This is a genomic window from Microbulbifer sp. GL-2 (assembly GCF_007183175.1).
Taxonomy (GTDB): domain Bacteria; phylum Pseudomonadota; class Gammaproteobacteria; order Pseudomonadales; family Cellvibrionaceae; genus Microbulbifer.
In genome coordinates this window covers 2358771-2378311 of record NZ_AP019807.1, presented here as the reverse complement: position 1 = coordinate 2378311, position 19541 = coordinate 2358771, and the positions used below count along the sequence as shown (strand labels likewise).

Genomic DNA, 19541 nt, shown 5'->3' with positions numbered 1-19541 from the left:
TTCAGCGCTTTAGTCTTCACCTCCTAGATACAACGCACCACTTCCCTGCTCAGCTGCCTGGTCTCCAGGGTTTCGCAACGGACAGCTATCCATGGAGAGACAGCCACAACCTATGCAGCCCTCCAAGCGATCACGTAACTGGGACAACTGGCGAATACGCTGATCGAGATCCTCACGCCAACCTACAGAAAGTTTGGCCCAGTCCCTAGCTGTAGGTGTACGCCCATTGGGCAGGGTTGCGAGTGCCTCACGAATTTCGGCCAATGGAATCCCGGTGCTTTGCGCCACCTTAATAATGGCCACCCGCCGCAATACATCGCGCGAGTATCGCCGCTGGTTGCCACTAGTGCGCCAGCTACTAATCAACCCCTTACTCTCATAGAAGTGCAGCGCACTCACTGCCACATCACTGCGCTCCGCCACCTCTCCAACAGTTAATTCACGCCGGACGCTTTTTCCAGGCTGTATAATGCCTTTCCGGTTTTTTGTCCCTGTCATCAGAAACCCTCTTGAATCCATTGACCTCAATGTTACTTGAGGTTTTACACTGCGCCGCAATCCAATGCAAGCAAGGTGAGGCAAGTGATGAACTGGAAGCGCAAAAAATCCACCCCGACTCCTCAGACACCATTAGAGCCGGGCTTCTTCCAATGGATGGTGGCAGCACAGAGCCCAAGTTTCAGTCTGGCCAGACAGGCTGAGCAACCGATGAACCCCACAGCAGTCAGTATGAAGTCGAGAGCGCCCGAAACTGGATCCAGACCATGAGCGCCGCAACTGCTTTTGCTTCGCCCGCTGACTTCGCGGTTCCCATACCGCGTCGCCTGACACTCTTGTGCTTGGCGGCACTCACAATCATGTCCGGAGCAACCGTGGCGCCATCGCTACCGGCACTGGCAAACCACTTTTCCCAACATCCCGACAGTGCACTGCTGAGTCGGCTGGTATTAAGTTTGCCCGCTCTGATGATCGCCATTTTTGCGCCCTTGGCCGGAATTATCTCGGACCACTATGGACGGCGCCGGCTACTGCTATCGGCGGTAGGCCTGTATGGCTTGGCCGGAACTTCTGCTCTGTTGCAAAACAGTCTTGAGGGCATACTCGTCAGCCGTATGCTACTGGGGGTTGCCGTGGCCGGTACCATGACCTCTGTCACCGCCTTGGTTGGGGACTATTTCACCCCCAAGCAGAGACAGGTTTATATGAGCCAGCAGGGTGCTTTTATCAGTCTGGGCGGGGTTATTTTCCTGTTGACCGGCGGCCTGTTGGCAGATCTTCATTGGCGCGGTCCCTTTGCCATTTACGCTGTGGCATTGCTGTTGATTCCTGCCGTGCTGCTTTACTTACCAGAACCACTGCGCAACGGCGCAATCAAAAACCTGAAAACCTCAGTAACAAAGAAATTCCATTTACTCGGTTTTTCCGCCCTGCTCGGTGCAGCCATGTTGAATAGCTTGGCATTTTTCCTGATCCCTACTCAGCTGCCTTTCCTACTGCGGGAAATTGGTGTCAACTCCCCCAGCCATGCGGGAATTGCTATAGCCGCAGGCAACCTGATGGGCGCCCTCGCCTCACTAACCCTGTTCCCCCACGCACGTAAAAAGTTTGGAAAATTCGGAATTTTTGCTTTCAGTTTTGCCACTATGGCGACGGGTATGGGGCTGATCTCCATTGCAGAATCTTATACCGAAATTATTCTTGCCATGGCCATTTACGGCGGTGGTATGGGAACGCTCATACCACATATATTTTCAACAGGGCTTGAATCGGCTGTTGAACATATGCGTGGTCGAATTTCCGGAGCACTTACCGCCAGTGTATTTATCGGGCAGTTTATATCGCCTTTTCTCAGCCAGCCGTGGATCAATCGCTTTGGCCTTGCCAGTGCTTTTTCCACAGCGGCTATCGGATTGCTGTTGCTGGCGACAATAGCCCTGATAACCCGCTGGCTTAAAACAAAAACATCCACTGAAATTATTTTGCGGTAGGATGTAGACCCTCCCGACAACGCAGCGCCAAAGAAGAATCTGTCACTTTGGCAAGGAGAGAAAGTGGAACCTATTATTTCGATCCAGGGCCTCGGCAAAACCTATGCCGGAGGATTTACCGCACTCAACAATGTGGACCTGGAAATTAAACGCGGGGAAATTTTTGCCCTGCTCGGCCCCAATGGTGCCGGCAAAACCACCCTGATCAGCATTGTGTGCGGTATCGTCAATGCCAGTAGCGGCAGTGTTCGCGTAAATGGGTACGACATTCAGGCCGATTACCGCAAAGCCCGCGGTGAAATCGGTCTGGTGCCGCAGGAAATTTCTACCGACGCCTTTGAAACCGTCTGGGCTGCAGTTAAGTTCAGTCGAGGGCTTTTTGGTAAGGCCCCAAACCCAGCTTACTTGGAAAAAATTCTGCGGCAGTTGTCCCTGTGGGAAAAAAAGGACAATAAAATTATTACCCTTTCTGGCGGTATGAAACGCCGCCTGATGATAGCCAAGGCGCTCTCCCACGAACCCAATGTCCTGTTTCTGGATGAACCCACTGCTGGCGTGGATGTGGAGCTGCGCCAGGATATGTGGGAAATGGTGCGCGGTCTACAGGATTCCGGTGTCACTATTATTCTCACCACACACTATATCGAGGAGGCCGAGGAGATGGCCGATCGCGTCGGGGTGATCAATCGCGGAGAGCTGGTATTGGTGGAAGAGAAAAGTACCCTGATGCAGAAAATGGGTGAGAAGGAACTCAGCCTCAATCTGCCTGAACCCCTGCAGAAAATACCCGACGCTCTAGCTGACTTGCCCCTCAGCCTCAATGGGGACGGCAGCCAGCTGGTATACCGCTTCGACGTAAAAAGCGAAGATACCGGCATCGCGGAATTCCTGCGCCGTCTCAACGCGGCCAATATCGATTTTCGTGACCTGCACACCAGAGAGAGCTCCCTGGAAGAAATCTTTGTAACCCTGGTAAATGGTGCGCGTCGGGAACGCGAGGAGCAGCTGAGCAAGGAGACGCAGGAATGAACTGGTACGGAATTGCAGCAATTTACAAATTTGAAATGGCGCGCACCTGGCGTACGCTGATGCAGAGCATCGCCTCACCGGTACTCTCCACTTCCCTCTACTTTATTGTGTTCGGTGCCGCCATCGGCTCGCGCATGGGTGATATCGACGGCGTCAGCTACGGGGCCTTTATTATCCCCGGCCTGATTATGCTGGCTCTGTTGAGTGAGAGTATTTCCAATGCCTCCTTTGGGATTTTCTTCCCGAAATTCTCCGGCACTATTTATGAAGTATTGTCCGCTCCAGTATCGGCCTTCGAGATAGTGGCGGGTTATGTGGGTGCAGCAGCCTCCAAGTCCATTCTGCTTGGGCTACTGATCTTGCTAACCGCACGCTTTTTTGTCGATTATGAGATTGCCCACCCTTTCTGGATGATCATATTTTTGGTGTTAACTGCCGTTACTTTCAGCCTGTTCGGATTTATCATCGGTGTCTGGGCGGATGACTTCCAGAAGCTGCAAATTATCCCACTGATGATTATCACTCCCCTGACTTTCCTCGGTGGAGCCTTTTATTCCATCAGCATGCTACCGGAGGTCTGGCAGAAAATTACCCTGTTTAATCCGGTGGTCTATCTGATCAGCAGCTTCCGCTGGGCTTTTTACGGAGTGGCCGATGTTAATCTTGGCTTCAGTGTAGGCATGATCCTGCTATTCCTGGTCCTTTGCCTGACGACTATCTGGTGGATTTTCCGCACCGGCTACCGGATTAAAACCTGACCAAGGAATATGGGAATGGAGGAGATTCACAAGGGGGGCTGTGGCGCTGTGCGCTTTCGGGCAACCGGCCACCCGCGTCGAGTGAGCCTCTGTTCCTGTAGCTGGTGCAGAAAGCGCACCGGCAGCTTACTCAGCGTGTCGGTATATTTCGGCAAGGAACAGGTGGAGCTGCTCAGCAATGAACTAAAAACCCATCGACTTAAGTCCGATGCCGGTCGTTGGATCGAATGCCAATTCTGCATGCAGTGCGGCAGCGCCCTCACCTGGACCCTGGAATTCCTCCCGGATTATCGCGGCATTGCCGGAGGCGCATTCGACGACCCGGCATTTATCCGGCCCGAACGCTACGTCTACAGCCAAAACAAACCGGGATGGCTACAAATAGATGAAGGTATCAACCGCTGCCCGACTATGCCGGACAACCCCAACCAGTAACGCCTGTCAGCGATAACCCCGTATAAATAAAGCGACAGCCTTACGCACTCGCTCGCGCCGCTCCTCCTCCGCCTGTATCTCACAGCAACCGATCAACACACGCATATGCCGGCAGCCCAGCAATATACCCATAAAATCCTCGGCGGCTTCCGCCGGGTCTTCCACCCGCAGCTTCCCCATCTCGGTAGCACGGCGCAGTAACTGCTCAATATCCTGCAGAATACGCTGGGGGCCTGCATTGAAAAACAACTGAGCCAGCTTTGATTCCTGCGAGGCCAGGGCACATAAAAGCCGTAACAGGCGAATGCTATCTTCGCTATCCACCATGCTCAGGAAAGCTTGACCAATGCGTTCCAGTACCTCTGCCACCGAGTCGCCTTCTTCCAGTTCGAAAATAGGCAAGGGCAACATCATTTCACAGCGGGAAGTGATAGCAGCACTGAATAGCGTCTCTTTATCGGAGAAGTGGCTGTACACCGTCAGTTTCGATACACCCGCAGCAGAGGCCACCGCATCCACACTGGTGGCAGCAAAGCCCTGGGTCAGAAACAGCTCCTTGGCTGCATCGAGAATGGCCTGACGTTTCGCCAGATCCTTGGGGCGACCGCGCTGGGCGGCAGCCTGAGACTGTTCAGACATAGCACTCCATATACTGGACTCACCAGTTTAATAAATTTACTATACTCGTCAGTATAACATTACCGGCCGCCCGGCCATGACCTGTCCACTTCCGGACTTACCTTGTCGCCTCGCCGCCGAGGAAGGGAGTTCTTATGTACCGTTCGCTACTCTTCGCCGCACTGTCGTTCAGCCTGCTATTGTCCGCATGTACGCCATCCGAACCCACCGAACAACAAGAAAAACCCCGCCCTGCGGTGATGGTCCAGCCACAGGTAGCCAGCGCCCAGCTGGATGCTTATCCCGGTGAGGTACGCGCCCGCTTCGAGCCGGCCCTGGCCTTTCGCATCAGCGGCAAGGTCCAGCGACGCCTGGTCAACGTGGGCGACCGCGTTGACCAGGGACAATCACTGGCCCAGCTGGACACCGAAGACCTGCTCCTGCAACTGGATTCCGCGCGCGCACGTCTCACCTCTGCAAAGGCCGACCAACGCCTGGCAAGCAGCGAGCTTAAACGACACCGCAAACTACTGGAACGTCAACTGGTCAGCCACTCCCAGTTCGATACGGTGGAGACCCGTTTTGAAGCCAGCGAGGCACGCTTGCAACAGGCCCAGGCGCAGCTGGATGTAGCGCGTAACCAAGCCGCTTACGCCGAGTTAAAGGCCCCGGAGAGCGGAGTCATAGCCCGCCGCATGGCCGAAGCTGGTCAGGTTGTGGCCGCCGGCCAGGGCATATTTGAACTCGCCACCGACGGTGAGCGCGAAGTGAGAATCGACCTGCCGGAGCAAGCTATCGGCCATTTCCGCGTGGGTCAGCCCCTCACAGTGGAACTCTGGTCACAGCCGGGCAAATCTTTCCCTGCGCAGGTACGCGAACTCTCTCCCGCCGCGGACCCGGTATCGCGCACTTTTGAAGCGCGGGTGGCTTTTACCAATCAAACCGCAGGAATTGAAATAGGCCAGAGCGCCAGAGTTTTCGTCCCCAAAGCGACATCCACTGATGTCCTGCAAGTACCCATGTCTGCGCTGAGTGCCGATGAAGGCAAGGCATTCGTATGGGTGCTGGATCGCGAAGATCAGACCCTGCACAAAACTGAAGTTACCGTAGGGCCCTATGGACAGGAATTTGTACCGGTATTCTCCGGCCTTCGCGCCGACGACTGGATCGTGGCCGCCGGCACCCACCTGCTATTGGAGGGACAGCTGGTGCGCCCGGTCGACCGCATGAACCGCCCGATTGATCCAGATAGGGCTCTCGCTCGCCAGGATTGAATAGCGGCTGGGCCAAAAACCTGATCGGGCGCAGAGTAAAAAAGCGCTCCAACGAATTTGCCGAGACGCGGCCCGCCAAGTGCGGTTGCGTACCTACACAGAGATACTGCCATGGGTTTTAATCTTTCCGAATGGGCACTGAAAAACCGCCCGCTGGTACTCTACGCCATGATCGTACTGGGACTGCTTGGCGCGGCCTCTTACACACAGCTGGGACAGAGTGAAGACCCACCCTTCACTTTCAAGGTGATGGTGATTAATACCCTTTGGCCAGGTGCCAGTGCCGAGGAAGTATCCCGCCAGATTACTGAGCGTGTGGAAAAAAAGCTGCTGGAGACCGGCGACTACCAGCGCATTTCCTCTTTCTCCCGCCCCGGCCAGTCCCAGGTACTGTTTGTCGCTCGCGACGATATGCACTCACGAGATATTCCCGACCTCTGGTACCAGGTGCGTAAAAAGATCAATGATATTCGGCACACCCTGCCACCAGATATCCAGGGTCCATTTTTTAACGACGAGTTCGGCACCACTTTCGGCAATATCTATGCACTGACCGGCAGTGGTTTTGATTACGCCCTGATGAAGGATTATGCCGAGCGCCTGCAGTTGTCACTGCAGCGCGTAAAGAATGTGGGCAAGGTTGAATTGCTGGGCCTGCAAGACGAAAAGATCTGGGTGGAGATCTCCAACACCAAGCTCGCCTCCCTCGGGATTCCCCTGACGGCAGTGCAAAGCGCCCTGCAATCGCAAAACCAGGTTGCCGACGCAGGTTTTATTGATACGGTAAGTGATCGAATACGTATCCGTGTCAGCGGCCAGTTTCACTCGGTCGATGAAATTCGTCGCTTTCCCATCACCGCCGGTGGCCGCACACAGAGACTCGGGGATATCGCCGAAGTGCACCGCGGCTTTAGCGACCCCGCACAGCCGCGCATGCGCTTTATGGGTGAAGACGCTATCGGCCTGGCCGTATCCATGAAAGAAGGCGGCGATATCCTCAAACTGGGCAAACAGCTCGATGCCACTTTTGCAGAACTGCAGGAAGACCTTCCGATCGGTATGCAGTTGCGCAAAGTGTCCGACCAACCCGCAGCAGTACAACGCGGTGTGGGAGAGTTCCTGCAGGTATTGGCAGAGGCACTGGGCATCGTACTGCTGGTCAGTTTCTTTTCCCTCGGCAGCCGCCCCGGCCTGATTGTCGCGCTATCGATACCATTAGTGCTGGCCATGACTTTTGCGTTGATGAGTTACTTCAATATCGGCTTGCACAAAATTTCTCTGGGCGCTTTGGTACTCGCCCTCGGCCTGATGGTAGACGATGCCATTATCGCCGTGGAAATGATGGCAATAAAAATGGAGCAGGGGCTCAGCCGCCTGAAAGCAGCCGGTTTTGCCTGGACCAGCACCGCCTTCCCCATGCTCACCGGCACCCTGATTACTGCCGCCGGCTTCCTGCCAATCGCTACTGCCCAGTCCGGCACCGGCGAATACACCCGTTCCATTTTCCAGGTGGTTACTCTTTCTCTGATTGTGTCCTGGATTGCCGCCGTGGTGTTTGTACCCTACCTGGGGCACTACCTGCTGCCCAACCTGTCACGCCGTGATCACAGTGGCGAGGTGCGGGACCCCTATCAAAAACCCTTTTACCAGCGCTTTCGGCGCCTGATCACCTGGTGCCTGCGCCACCGAAAAACTGTGATTGTGGCAACGCTGGCAATCTTTATCGGTTCCCTGGCCCTGTTCCGACTGGTGCCGCAACAGTTCTTTCCCTCATCCGGACGACTGGAACTGCTGGTGGACTTAAAATTGGCCGAGGGTGCTTCGCTAAAATCCACCGAATACCAGGCAAAACGCCTGGAAGGGCTGCTGGATAAAAACGAGCAGGTGGAAAACTACGTGGTGTATGTGGGCACCGGATCACCGCGTTTCTACCTGCCACTGGACCAGCAACTGCCCGCTGCCAGCTTTGCCCAATTTGTGGCGATGACTCGCAGTGTGGAGGAGCGCGAACAGGTACGCAGTTGGCTGATTGAAACCATGCGGGAGGAATTCCCCACCCTGCGCAGCCGCGTGTCCCGACTGGAAAACGGCCCGCCGGTGGGTTACCCGGTGCAGTTCCGTATCTCTGGTGAGCATATTCGTGACGTGCGCAACCTGGCCCGCCAGGTGGCTGAGCGCGTGCGTGAAAACTCCAAGGTTACCAACGTACACCTGGATTGGGAGGAGCCCAGCAAAACCGTCAACCTGAATATCGACCAGGACCGCGCCCGCACCATGGGTGTGAATAGCGCCTCGCTATCCCGCGCCCTGCAAAGCTCCCTCACCGGTATCAGCGTGAGCCAATACCGCGAGGACAATGAGCTGATTGATGTGCGTGTACGTGGCGACGAACAGGAACGCTACGCTCTCAGCCAACTGGGCAACCTGGCGGTACAAACCGACAGTGGCCGCAGTGTGCCCCTAAACCAGATTGCCACCCTGGAGTACGGCTTTGAGGAAGGCATCATCTGGCACCGCGATCGCCTGCCCACAGTGACTGTGCGCGCTGACATCTATGGTAAGGAACTGCCCGCTACTGTGGTGAACGAAGTCTGGCCGCGCTTGCAGGGTATTCGCGACCAATTACCCGCGGGATACCTGCTGGAGGTTGGTGGCAGTGTCGAAGAGTCCGAGCGCGGACAGAAGTCGGTGAATGCCGGAATGCCACTGTTTGTCCTGGTGGTATTCACCCTGCTGATGTTGCAACTTCGCAGTATGTCTCTATCCACCATGGTATTCCTCACCGCGCCCTTGGGTCTGATCGGAGTCACGCTGTTTCTGTTGCTGTTTGGCAAACCATTTGGGTTTGTAGCCATGCTCGGCACCATCGCCCTTGCGGGTATGATTATGCGTAATTCAGTGATTCTAGTGGACCAGATCCAACAGGATATCAGCCAGGGGTTGAGTGCCTGGGAGGCGATCATTGAATCCACTGTGCGGCGCTTCCGCCCCATTGTGCTAACTGCTCTCACAGCGGTACTGGCGATGATTCCCTTGTCGCGCAGTGATTTCTTTGGCCCCATGGCAGTCGCCATTATGGGCGGGCTGATCGTGGCCACCGGGTTGACCTTGATTTTCTTGCCTGCGCTTTACGCCGCCTGGTTCCGCGTGCGTGAAGAGGCACCAGAAACGGCAGTAGAAACCCCATCGGACTTACACGGAGCTGAGCCTCAGACGTCTTAATAACCACAGAGGCCTTAATGAAAAGGCTCAGCCAAACTCCATAGCAAAAAGGCCCGGATGAAATCATCCAGGCCTTTTTGCTATCACCAGCTTTTTCAATCTTTTACAGCCAGTATCAAAGTGCGATCAGGACTTCCTGGATTTTGCAGCCAGGGAGTCGTAAACAATCCCGGTCCAAATATCCGGGGTCATGAAGCCCTGCCCATACTGTTTATCGAAATCCTTGGTAGGCTTGGCGGCGATCACCTGATCGCGGCTTTTGCCACTATCGAGCAGTTTCTGGATGCGATCCCGCAGGGTCACCAGCATATCCCGCTGCACTTTCATCTCCGCGGGATTACTCAAGGGGCCATGCCCGGGAATTATTTTGGTATCTTTCCCCGACATCGCCAGGGCAGTGTCCATGGCCTCAATCATGCCATCCACTGAACCACCGGAGGACAGGTCGATAAACGGATAAGTACCATTGAAGTAGATATCCCCCATATGGATTACATCGGCTTTGGCAAAGTGCACGATGGAGTCTCCATCGGTATGGGCAGGTCCCACATGCTGCACCCGCACCTCATCGCCATTCCAATAGAAGGTAGTGGCATCGGTAAAGGTAATTACCGGCAGAGCTGCAGGTGATGAAGGCTCAACCTTGCGCTTGAAGGCCTCAATAAACTGTTCGGTGCTTAAACGTTTGCGCACATTCTCGTGGGCAACTATCAACGCACCACCCTTGCCCAGATTTTCATTGCCGCCGGTGTGATCACCGTGCCAGTGGGTATTAATCACAAAGCGCAGCGGTTGATCCTCCAGGTCTGCCACTGCTTTCTGTATTTTTGCAGTCAGCGGAGCATACTGATCATCCACCAAAAAGGTGCCATCCTCTCCAGCTAATACCGCAATATTACCGCCAGCACCCTGGAGCATATAAACGTTCCCTGCCACAGGCTCACTGCTGATTTCCACCTTGGCAAAGCGGTCTTCCGCCAACACTGGCGTACTGAATAACGACGTCACCAGCATCGCAATAGCTGCTACCTGCTTCATGAAATTTTCTCTATTGTTATATTCACACTGTTTCATTTAAGAGTTCTGGCTAAGTAACTTCGGCGTTACTCCAGACTCCCGGTTTGACAACATGGCCATCAATATATCCGGGCGATCGGTAACAATACCATCCACTCCCAGGTCGATATAGTGTTGCAGGTCGGCACGGCTATTTACCGTCCACACTGAAATATGCAAATTCAACTTGTGCGCCGCGCGCAAAGTGCCGGCAGTAACCACATCAAGACCTAAGTGGAACATTGGAAGTTGCATTGTCTGATAATGGGGAGCAAGCAGGCTTTCCGCACGAATCAATTGAGCAAAATACAGTAGCGCGGCTTCCCAGGAGACTGCGCCAGTAGCAACGTTGGGACTGAGACGCCTAAATGCGCGAACGACTCCGTGGTGAAAGGAGGAGACAATCACCTGGTCCTGCTTCCCTGTACTCTGTATTACCTCACTTAAAGCCTCTGCGGCAGAGTATTTAGCACTCTTTAATTCCAGAATCATCAAGGTATTGCCCACTGATTCCAGCGCTTCTTCAATCGTAATAATTTTCAGTGGGTGTTCGCGATAGGGGTAGTTCTCACCATCGGGGCTCCAATGATAAGCAACATTTAATTCACGTAGCTGGGCCAGGGTCATATTTTCGACATAACCACTGCCATCCGCAGAATCCTCCAGGTCCGGATCATGCAATAAAACCAAATGACCATCTGCGGTAAGCCAAAGGTCCGCCTCAATACCATCGACACCCAGCGCCACCATTTTCTGCAGGTACAGTATCGTGTTGCCTGGGTAGAGACCGTTACCGCAATCGTTACCATGGGCAATCACCATAGGACTCGGTGTCTGTGAAAGCCGAAGTGCCGACCATGGCGCCGGCCTTGAGCGAGCGTAAAGCAGCAGCACAATGAGCAAAAGGCAGAAAACGAGCAATATAGACATGAATCAATACCGTCCACACACAAGGGAGAGTCCATTCCATCAAGACTCCGGCAGATCGCCCATAAGGGTAATGGTGGCAACCTGTCCTGAAAGCGACACCTGTCAGCAAAAAAGTAAGGAGTTAGCCATTAGCTGCAGGCTCAGCAACCAGGTTTTCTCCCAGTTTTTTATTGTCTGCTAACGGATCATCTTCCCTGTTGCTATTCCGGTTTGCCCTCTCCCTCCAATAATGCAGGAATAAACCCTGCAACCATAGCGGCAGAAAAATCACCAAATCATAGACGCGGTTAATCAGGATGCCACAATGCATTACTACTGTGGCTAGCAAACGTAAACAGCCACATAACAGGCGCAGGCCAACTACCAAGGATAGTCCGATCACCGTACGAGCAGAGACTATAAACTGCTCCAGGGGAATCGCGGTAAAAGTCAAAATCAGCGGGAGAATAAAACCGAGCCCCATCTGTGCCAGGGTAATGGACCAATACATTTCCACTCCTACCGCTGACGACGCCCCCTCAACTGTATTGCCAACCAACAGCTGGTCCTGGTGTAAAAGCAACTCACGGGAAAAAGCCAAACAGGCCTCCACTGCGGAAAAAAGCAGTAACAGGATCAAAGCAACCCAAATCAGGCGCTGTCGTGTGTTATCCGCCAATGCTGCTATAGCTGGAAACAGCCGCGTTACCCGCAGGCACTCCATCAGTACAATGCCGAGACTGATTTGTAACAAAATCAGTACGTAAGCAACAATATCCGCAATAACGACACTACCCAGGAAAGTATTACCGCCCAATACTTCCGCCACCGGGCGGGCAATTAGCTGGAAATTGACTGTTATACCGGCCACTGCCACTGTCAATGCCAGTGACGCAACCAGGAAGCGACTGAAGGAGGAAGCCGACAAGAAACGTACACTGCGGTCACTTTCCTGCAATATCTCCTCATAGCGCTCCATGTGGCTATCCAACACCTTGGATCGACGAATCACCGACTCCACATTTTTATTAATTCTTCCCAAATTGGTCAGCATTGCTCGCCAACTGGGCAACATGCGCTTCAGTAACTGGTGCCGTTCACGGGTCGATTCACGATAGGATTCAAGCGCTTTGGACTCTGCCTTGCGCATGGAATGGTTAATTGTTTCCAGCACGTCCGCCACAACAGAATCATCCTGGGATGGAATTTCTGACACAGAGCGTATGGCGCGCGCCCAGTTGGAAGGTTCAGGTGGCACCTCGGCACTGCGTACATAGTCCTCATCGAGGGTGGTCAGCTGTTCACACAAACGCCGGTGAAGCGTTGGATATTGCGTCAACTCCCGCTGCATCATCCCTTCTATACGCTCAAACTCTCTTTCTATGTGCCGCTCTGCCGTCGACCTGCCCGCAGCCAGCAAAACCTCCCTATTGCGCTCCAAAAGGCGCTGCTCGGTAGTCCCCAGCGTATTTGCCGCAAAGCGTAACCAGCGGGAGCAAAAACGTGCCAGTGCATATACAGCCCTATGCGCCGGCTCCCTGGCTAGAAACAGTACGCAAAAGCCCAACAGAAACCAGACCCACAGCGGTAGACTATCTATTAATGGACTCACGAAATTACCCCCTGAGTGACAAACCGATTGACCATCCTATCAGCTGACAGTCATACAATCGCCCAAAATGTCACACTTTATATTGCTATAAGACGACACATACTGAACGGCAAGAAATCCAGGCACAAATGGTACCAGGGTATCTTTCATGGCGTTAAAAATAGAAGCAAGAGTGGATTTTTCAGCATCGCCACTCAAAAAAGAGAGCTCAGGCATACGAATCTACTGGTATTTCGTGATTCGCTTTAATTGATGATCAATAACAATAGACCCTTACGCTCTATTTACCGTCTATTGGCCTGTTAATCAAGTTAATAGTTCTTGGCTTCTCCATAATATTTATTTACATGCCATATTCTCACTGGCCGTTAAAAGCAACCCTGCGTAAGAAATGAAAAACAGCCAAAAAAGTAAAACCAGACAGCCCTTTCCTTCATCACACTGGCAAGATTCCCAAGCAAATACCATTAATAAAACAACCAAACTCTGCTTATAGAAGAAAAAAAGGGGGGGAGGGGAAACATATTAAAGGCAGACAAATAGAAAAACACACCTTATCCAGCCCAAAAAATACTAACTAAGACGACACTCAAAGGCACAAGAAAACTTTCCCCACAGTTAGTTCCACCAACAGAAAATAACCGCGACATTTTTCTGAAAATACCTTTTTTTTGAAAAAATAAGGCATCCTTTTTTCCTAACTTCCTAGACCTCACGTCTACACTCCAAACTAAATTCTCACTAAGTGAGTCATTTTCCCTAAATATAAAAAGGGAATTTGCGTACGCAGGGATGCTCCTCAAAAAAAGCATCAAAAGCCAATCTGGAAACTTAAGCGACAGGAGTCGATAGAGTATCTCAAGTTTAAATCTGCGAGTGATCTATCTGTATCAAGGAGAGGTACGAGGTATATGCCGGTTCTTTTTTTTAGCAACTCCGGCCTTCAGGGCGATCTTTTATTTTCATTATTCTCTCAATCCATCCCGCTCCCATGGGAAAAGGCGAGCATTGGAAAACAACGTCATTGCCTACAGCACTACGAGGCAATAATCATTGACTGCTGGCAAGTGGGCATCTCCACCAGTTCCAAGGAGTTTTTATCTGACCTAAAAAAGATAAAGCATCCGAAATCCATTCTTATCAATTTTCCAGCAGACCTGCCAATGCATATCTCAGAGAAACTACGCCAAAGTAGCTTCTATTTACTTTGTGACAGCAATACCAGCCAGGAAAACCTGATACATAAATTAAATACCGCCATTCACAGCTGTGAAAGCAGGCAGCATGGCAGCATTCCAAACATCCTACCCCTGACACGTAGAGAACAGGAAATTCTGGGACAACTGACTACGGGCGAACCCAACAGTGCGATTGCTAGCAAACTGCACTTGAGTGAACACACAGTTAAAAACCACATGTATAACATTTTCAGAAAAATCGGCGTAAAGAATCGCCTGCAAGCTAGTAATTGGGCAAAACTCAATCTCCAGGAAGAGAAAATATGAGGCTAAACCCGCTGATTATTCTCCTCACTACATCACTTGCCTTCGCTCAGGATGACACAGTTGTTCCTCCTGCAGACACAGACTCAGGCAAGCTGGAGGATGAAATCAGCGGGTTTAACATCGACCGTACAATAACGCGCACCGGGCATGATTTTGCTCGATTTTTAAGTGAATACAGAAATCTTAACTATCCAGATGCCACATACAACTTAACAATTTATGAGCGCCCCTCCGCACGATGGGGGAACCTTATCTGGGTAACGTATAACGACAAAATTGTTTTTCGGCGCTTTATCAGCCCGAGCACCAACAACATACACCGACTGGCCGATGAAGCGGCACAGTATATTCACCAAGCAGTACTACAAGACCGCGTAAGCAGTGCGTTCACCGATAATTTTGATTTGGGAAAGGATGAATTTTAATGAAGCTCAGATCGCTGATAATTTCCACCGCCCTGCCCGTGGCCTTGTTTTTTTCCAGCAATGGCAATACCACTGAATTAATTTACGAACCAGTAAATCCTAATTTTGGTGGCAATCCGTTAAATGGAACCTACCTACTACAAAATGCCCAATCGCAGGATAGAAATGAGGATCCTGACAAGCCAGATAGTCTGTACGAGCAGCCCAGTGCGCTGGATCGTTTTACCGACTCCCTGGAAACACGGCTACTCAATCAGCTGCTCACAGATGTCGGCGATGGAAACAGTGGCGAACTGATCACAGATGACTTTATCGTGCAGATTGTTGACAACGACGGTGTATTGACTGTGTTGATCACCGACCGGGGTACTGGAGATAAAAGCGAAATTGTTGTGAGTGGGCTCAACCCGACTAACTAGCATAATACCCAAATCCGAAGGAAAAACTGGCAATGCATAATGCAATAAAAAAAGCCATAGCTTTGCCCGCACTGGCGTTCATACTAACACTTAGCGGTTGCTCCGCAGTGAAGAGCCTTGGTGATGCACTTTTTGGCCCTGGCCGTACTGATGCAATGCTAACCCCTCGTATGAATACCTATAGGGATCTGCTCAATCTACCTGAGCCAAGGGGTAAAATTCTAGCTGCGGTATATAGCTTCCGCGACCAAACCGGGCAATACAAACCAGCTCCAAATAGCAGCTTCTCAACCGCTGTCACCCAGGGTGGGGCAGCGATGTTAATGGATGTATTGAATGAGTCCGGATGGTTTATCGCCCTTGAGCGTGAGGGGCTGCAGAATTTATTGACTGAACGTAAAATCATTCGCGCCGGACTCACCAAGCCAGATGCCCCCGCCAATAACAGCGTCCCCCTGCCAACCCTAATCGCAGCAAATGTTTTACTGGAGGGGGGAATTGTCGCTTACGATCAGAACATTCAGACCGGTGGTGCTGGCGCACGATACTTTGGCATTGGTGCGGATGAGCAGTATCGTGTCGATCAGGTAACCGTCAATCTGCGTGCAATTGACATACGTTCCGGACAAATTCTTCACTCAGTACTCACGTCAAAAACTGTCTACTCAAAAGCCATCAGTGCCGATGTATTCCGTTATGTCAGATTCAGACGCCTACTGGAACTTGAGGCGGGAACAACATTTAATGAACCCGCGCAACTTGCTATGCTTTCTGCAATGGAATCTGCGGTAATTCACCTGATCAGCGAGGGTATTGTCCACAACTCCTGGGCACTGGCGAATCCCGACGATATCAACAATCCCGTGCTGCAATACTACCTGAATGACAGCACTGTGATCATGTAATGAGTCCATCCACGACAGGACTAGCTAAAAGGCTGAGGGAAAAATGCCAAGTATTAACAAGCACTATCACCCGCTAGGCCTTGCAGCCGCTCTGCTTTTAACTACAGGAATCTGCTGCGCCTCAGATCTGGATTCCAGCAGCGAACTGGCAGTCTCCAGTGAGTTGAGTGCCGCAAATTTACTCTCAGTATCCAACCTCACAGTTATAAATCAGGAAGGCGGTGTCAACTATACGGAAGTACGCCAGACTGGACATACTAATTACACATCCGCACATCAGGATGGCAATCGGAATAGCCTCTCCGTCACCCAGGCTGGTGAAGACAATGTCATTCTTTCCCGTCAGGTTGGAGACCAAAACGTGAGCGGCCTAATCCAGGTAGGCTATGAAAACTTTATTGATATAGAACAATACGGCATGGGGAATTCTGCAGGAATCTCCCAATTCGGAATACAAAACAGTGCCCATGTGCAGGAAATTGGTATATTACACAAGGTCAACATCTACCAAAGTGGGAATGGGCTGCACACCTCTGTTACGGTAACAGGCACCGCGACCACCACCTATATCAGCCAGTACGACTAAAGCTGGCACTCAAACTGCTACTACAAAGTCCTATAAAATTTTCACCTGAGGTTCCCCCCTATTTCCCCCTTTTGCTGTGGTCTGATACAACTGACATATTTAATGGCAATCATCAGCAGTAATCCCCGACCAGAAAAATATCAGACCATCGTCCTCTTATCTCGGTAAGCCAAAACAAAGCCAGTCATTTAAATAAACCAGAACATTAAACTCATGACACTGGTTACAAGTGAATCGAACTATTTTCTCACTTTTTAGTGACTTCCCTCCTATAGCCAACACAGAGAATTCGGACAACACTCTAAACATATCTGATCAATTGTTGTTTACACCTTTTGGACATTACGTCATGCATACATTAGGTTTTTATTTAGATATTACAGTCTCTAGCCCCAGCCGGCTCATCTCCAGCAAGGTCCCAAATGTAGCACCTGGGAGACACCTGAATTTTCAAACTGGCATTAAAGCAATACCGCCATCCTAATGAAATTTATCCGACAGCAAAGAAGCATCCGTTGTCGGTAGCAGTATTTAGTCACCGTTTAACAATACGCTTGATTCCCAATCGGGATTGAACAGTATTGTAGTAATTTCTGACATCAGGGTAGATGTCAAAATATCTCAACGTGCAATTTGCGTTGAATTATAAAGCGTCTGTAGTAAAGGAGTATTTTATGAAGACGTTAACTCCAGTAGCAGTAGCGATTGCTATTGCCACAAGTGGTAGCGTATTTGCTGCCAGTAACACTACCATTCAGAATCAAGGCGGTGTCGGTAACATAGCGACTTCCACTCAAGTTGGTCCAGGTAATGACAACAATCTGGTACTACAAACTCAAGCCGGCACCATCAACACTTCAACTGCATTGCAAACTCTTGGTAGTGACCTCAATACCATTAATCACCTCCAAAGTGGCGCCCTGAACAATGCCACATCCATCCAGTCTGGCGGCACGCTGAACACCGCCTCGGTCGCTCAGGCTGGCAATGGAAATACTGGTATTACTACTCAGACTGCACCGGCATTCGCATCCACAGCGCTAATCAACCAAACTGGTGATTTTAATACTGGCGCGGTAACTCAAGTCGCCAGCGCACTGGATCTTGCTTCAATCAATCAAGTCGGCAACTTTAATATTGCAAATATTACCCAGACACTCAGTAGTGCAAATACAGCCATTGCCAATCAAGCTGGTGAAATCAATATCGCCACGCATATTCAAACAGGTGAACTCAATACTTCGGTTTCAACTCAGGTGGGTACCCTCAATAGCGCAATCATTTTCCAGGCTGGATTAGGCAGTGAATCATTAACATTACAAACGGGTTTCAGCAACGTATCCCTTCATGCTCAAACCGGCTTCTTCCACGATGCCTTTACTAATCAACTGGGCATACTCAACGTTTCTACCATTACCCAAGCTGGATTAGGTCACGATGCAATCGTCAATCAGGTGGGCACTGCCAACCTGCATACCATTACTCAATTTGGATTTAATGAAACCGCTGTTGCCACTCAGATCGGTACTGGCAACGTCGGTATAATAGTGCAGTAGGAATACCGATCAAACCTTTTGAAAATGGATGTCAAATCACTCGTAATAGGAAGTTAGAGGTTTAACATGAAAAAGTTAGCTCCAATCGCAGCAGCACTTGCCCTTACAGTATCCGCCAGTGCTTTCGCGGCAAACAATACAGCTGTCCAAAATCAATTTGGAGTTGGAAACCTGGCCACCGCCACTCAAGTCGGCCCAGGGGTTAACAACAATACCATTCTTCAAACCCAGGTTGGTTTGCTTAATCTGTCGACCGGATTACAGGCCGCAGGAAATAGTAACAGTACTATCAGCCATACCCAGGCTGGTGCTTTTAACGCGGCTACATCCTTCCAGATCGGTTCTACTGCAACTAATGCAGCTATAACCCAAGTTGGAGCCGCAAATGTTGGTACTACCACACAAACAGCACCGTCCATAGGCAGTTCGGCTGTCATTAATCAAACTGGGTTTGTAAACTTTGCGACTACTTTGCAGACTATCAGCTTCTTTGATACTGCCATTATTAATCAAAATGGGCTTCTCAATCTCGCAGTAGTAGTACAACCACTGGGTCTATTAAATACTGCCGCTGTCTCTCAAACCGGTACTTTGAATAGCGCATTCCATACTCAAATTGGTGCTTTCAACACTACCACTTCAAACCAGATCGGCTCACTAAACAGCGCTTCATCCATTCAGACTGGTTTAGCCAATGATTCCGGCATACTGCAGGCTGGCAGCTTAAACTTTGCCCTCCACACTCAAACTGGCGCATTCAATGACGCTCATTCTAACCAGGTTGGCCTGTTGAATATCGCCACCAAAACCCAGGTTGGCTTCTTTAATGATGCAGTCTCTACCCAGGTAGGATTACTCAACAGTCATTTCACCACGCAGATTGGTTTTAACGAAACTGCGATAGCCACCCAGGTTGGCATCGGTAATGTTGGTGTAGTTACACAGTAGTTCCCTAGAGAGAGAAGCTTGTGGCGGCCATTAATTGGCCGCCTTTTTTATCAAGTTTTCTTGAAATCCTTTGGCACAGCACAAAGTCATTTTCATAAAAATATATTTCATCAACTCCTTAACTACTGCAGATAGAAGGCAACAATCGACAGTGCAATTCTATACAAAAAAACATTTACATATCAGCATAATTAACCGCCCCCTATAAAGCCTAGAAAATGTAGCCACCCCATATATACCAGCACACAAACAAATAGCTACTACAGATTTATCATCAATTATACTCAGAGCGCATT

The 19541-nt window shown here is 50.8% G+C and carries 18 protein-coding genes; 13 read left to right on the top strand and 5 right to left on the bottom strand.

What is annotated here, in order from left to right:
• Positions 1-9 precede the first annotated feature (9 nt).
• Positions 10-498: a redox-sensitive transcriptional activator SoxR gene (gene soxR / locus GL2_RS10325; protein ID WP_143730579.1), complete on the bottom strand. Its 489-nt coding sequence runs from the start codon at positions 496-498 to the stop codon at positions 10-12.
• Between the two features lie 266 nt (positions 499-764).
• On the opposite strand from soxR, the gene GL2_RS10320 reads away from it, so the two are divergent.
• The 4 genes from GL2_RS10320 to GL2_RS10305 all read left to right on the top strand — a co-directional run bounded on the left by GL2_RS10320 (position 765) and on the right by GL2_RS10305 (position 4210).
• Positions 765-1988: an MFS transporter gene (locus GL2_RS10320; protein WP_143730578.1), complete on the top strand. Its 1224-nt coding sequence runs from the start codon at positions 765-767 to the stop codon at positions 1986-1988.
• A gap of 63 nt (positions 1989-2051) precedes the next feature.
• Positions 2052-3017, top strand: coding sequence for an ABC transporter ATP-binding protein (locus GL2_RS10315; protein WP_143730577.1), 966 nt, complete (start codon positions 2052-2054; stop codon positions 3015-3017).
• A complete protein-coding gene (locus GL2_RS10310; RefSeq protein ID WP_143730576.1) occupies positions 3014-3775 on the top strand; it encodes an ABC transporter permease in 762 nt (253 codons plus the stop codon). Before GL2_RS10315 ends, GL2_RS10310 begins: the two co-directional genes overlap by 4 nt.
• Positions 3776-3790: 15 nt before the next feature.
• A complete protein-coding gene (locus tag GL2_RS10305) occupies positions 3791-4210 on the top strand; it encodes a GFA family protein (protein ID WP_172621112.1) in 420 nt (139 codons plus the stop codon).
• A 6-nt stretch (positions 4211-4216) separates the two neighbouring features.
• On the opposite strand, the gene GL2_RS10300 is transcribed toward GL2_RS10305, so the two are convergent.
• Positions 4217-4849 (bottom strand): TetR/AcrR family transcriptional regulator, encoded by a 633-nt coding sequence (locus GL2_RS10300; RefSeq protein ID WP_143730574.1) that lies wholly within the window; start codon positions 4847-4849, stop codon positions 4217-4219.
• Between the two features lie 134 nt (positions 4850-4983).
• Here GL2_RS10300 and GL2_RS10295 point away from each other — a divergent pair, with 134 nt between their 5' ends.
• Together GL2_RS10295 and GL2_RS10290 are read left to right on the top strand one after the other, a co-directional pair.
• Positions 4984-6102, top strand: a complete 1119-nt coding sequence (locus tag GL2_RS10295) for an efflux RND transporter periplasmic adaptor subunit (RefSeq protein WP_143730573.1) — start codon at positions 4984-4986, stop codon at positions 6100-6102.
• A 111-nt stretch (positions 6103-6213) separates the two neighbouring features.
• Positions 6214-9324 (top strand): efflux RND transporter permease subunit, encoded by a 3111-nt coding sequence (locus GL2_RS10290; protein ID WP_143730572.1) that lies wholly within the window; start codon positions 6214-6216, stop codon positions 9322-9324.
• Between the two features lie 126 nt (positions 9325-9450).
• On the opposite strand, the gene GL2_RS10285 is transcribed toward GL2_RS10290, so the two are convergent.
• The 3 genes from GL2_RS10285 to GL2_RS10275 form a co-directional block, all read right to left on the bottom strand.
• Complete coding sequence (locus GL2_RS10285; protein WP_143730571.1) at positions 9451-10362, bottom strand: MBL fold metallo-hydrolase; 912 nt, start codon at positions 10360-10362, stop codon at positions 9451-9453.
• Between the two features lie 36 nt (positions 10363-10398).
• A complete protein-coding gene (locus tag GL2_RS10280; RefSeq protein ID WP_143730570.1) occupies positions 10399-11310 on the bottom strand; it encodes a glycerophosphodiester phosphodiesterase in 912 nt (303 codons plus the stop codon).
• Positions 11311-11431: 121 nt separating this feature from the next.
• Entirely contained in the window at positions 11432-12901 is a 1470-nt protein-coding gene (locus tag GL2_RS10275; protein ID WP_143730569.1) for a hypothetical protein, read from the bottom strand.
• A gap of 911 nt (positions 12902-13812) precedes the next feature.
• Between GL2_RS10275 and GL2_RS10270 the strand changes: the two genes are divergently transcribed.
• The 7 genes from GL2_RS10270 (at position 13813) to GL2_RS10240 (ending at position 19245) form a co-directional block, all read left to right on the top strand.
• Complete coding sequence (locus GL2_RS10270; protein WP_143730568.1) at positions 13813-14406, top strand: helix-turn-helix transcriptional regulator; 594 nt, start codon at positions 13813-13815, stop codon at positions 14404-14406.
• On the top strand, positions 14403-14831 hold the full coding sequence (locus GL2_RS10265; protein ID WP_143730567.1) for a CsgE family curli-type amyloid fiber assembly protein: 429 nt from the start codon (positions 14403-14405) through the stop codon (positions 14829-14831). Before GL2_RS10270 ends, GL2_RS10265 begins: the two co-directional genes overlap by 4 nt.
• The gene (locus GL2_RS10260) at positions 14831-15250 is read left to right on the top strand and encodes a curli assembly protein CsgF (protein WP_143730566.1); all 420 of its coding nucleotides are present in this window, start codon (positions 14831-14833) and stop codon (positions 15248-15250) included. Before GL2_RS10265 ends, GL2_RS10260 begins: the two co-directional genes overlap by 1 nt.
• 32 nt (positions 15251-15282) lie before the next feature.
• Positions 15283-16155 carry a CsgG/HfaB family protein gene (locus tag GL2_RS10255; protein WP_143730565.1) on the top strand — a complete coding sequence of 291 codons (873 nt, stop codon included), beginning with the start codon at positions 15283-15285 and terminating at the stop codon, positions 16153-16155.
• Positions 16156-16198: 43 nt separating this feature from the next.
• Positions 16199-16741, top strand: coding sequence for a hypothetical protein (locus tag GL2_RS10250; protein WP_143730564.1), 543 nt, complete (start codon positions 16199-16201; stop codon positions 16739-16741).
• A gap of 608 nt (positions 16742-17349) precedes the next feature.
• Positions 17350-18297, top strand: coding sequence for a hypothetical protein (locus GL2_RS10245; protein ID WP_143730563.1), 948 nt, complete (start codon positions 17350-17352; stop codon positions 18295-18297).
• Between the two features lie 66 nt (positions 18298-18363).
• Positions 18364-19245 (top strand): hypothetical protein, encoded by an 882-nt coding sequence (locus GL2_RS10240; RefSeq protein WP_143730562.1) that lies wholly within the window; start codon positions 18364-18366, stop codon positions 19243-19245.
• Positions 19246-19541: the final 296 nt, after the last annotated feature.

Coding starts and splice junctions, on each gene's coding strand:
- GL2_RS10250 (WP_143730564.1), top strand. CDS start 16,199: ATGCCAAGTATTAACAAGCACTATCACCCGCTAGGCCTTGCAGCCGCT.
- GL2_RS10280 (WP_143730570.1), bottom strand. CDS start 11,310: ATGTCTATATTGCTCGTTTTCTGCCTTTTGCTCATTGTGCTGCTGCTT.
- soxR (WP_143730579.1), bottom strand. CDS start 498: ATGACAGGGACAAAAAACCGGAAAGGCATTATACAGCCTGGAAAAAGC.
- GL2_RS10295 (WP_143730573.1), top strand. CDS start 4,984: ATGTACCGTTCGCTACTCTTCGCCGCACTGTCGTTCAGCCTGCTATTG.
- GL2_RS10290 (WP_143730572.1), top strand. CDS start 6,214: ATGGGTTTTAATCTTTCCGAATGGGCACTGAAAAACCGCCCGCTGGTA.
- GL2_RS10245 (WP_143730563.1), top strand. CDS start 17,350: ATGTCAAAATATCTCAACGTGCAATTTGCGTTGAATTATAAAGCGTCT.
- GL2_RS10300 (WP_143730574.1), bottom strand. CDS start 4,849: ATGTCTGAACAGTCTCAGGCTGCCGCCCAGCGCGGTCGCCCCAAGGAT.
- GL2_RS10270 (WP_143730568.1), top strand. CDS start 13,813: ATGCCGGTTCTTTTTTTTAGCAACTCCGGCCTTCAGGGCGATCTTTTA.
- GL2_RS10255 (WP_143730565.1), top strand. CDS start 15,283: ATGCATAATGCAATAAAAAAAGCCATAGCTTTGCCCGCACTGGCGTTC.
- GL2_RS10320 (WP_143730578.1), top strand. CDS start 765: ATGAGCGCCGCAACTGCTTTTGCTTCGCCCGCTGACTTCGCGGTTCCC.
- GL2_RS10260 (WP_143730566.1), top strand. CDS start 14,831: ATGAAGCTCAGATCGCTGATAATTTCCACCGCCCTGCCCGTGGCCTTG.
- GL2_RS10240 (WP_143730562.1), top strand. CDS start 18,364: ATGAAAAAGTTAGCTCCAATCGCAGCAGCACTTGCCCTTACAGTATCC.
- GL2_RS10305 (WP_172621112.1), top strand. CDS start 3,791: ATGGAGGAGATTCACAAGGGGGGCTGTGGCGCTGTGCGCTTTCGGGCA.
- GL2_RS10310 (WP_143730576.1), top strand. CDS start 3,014: ATGAACTGGTACGGAATTGCAGCAATTTACAAATTTGAAATGGCGCGC.
- GL2_RS10285 (WP_143730571.1), bottom strand. CDS start 10,362: ATGAAGCAGGTAGCAGCTATTGCGATGCTGGTGACGTCGTTATTCAGT.
- GL2_RS10265 (WP_143730567.1), top strand. CDS start 14,403: ATGAGGCTAAACCCGCTGATTATTCTCCTCACTACATCACTTGCCTTC.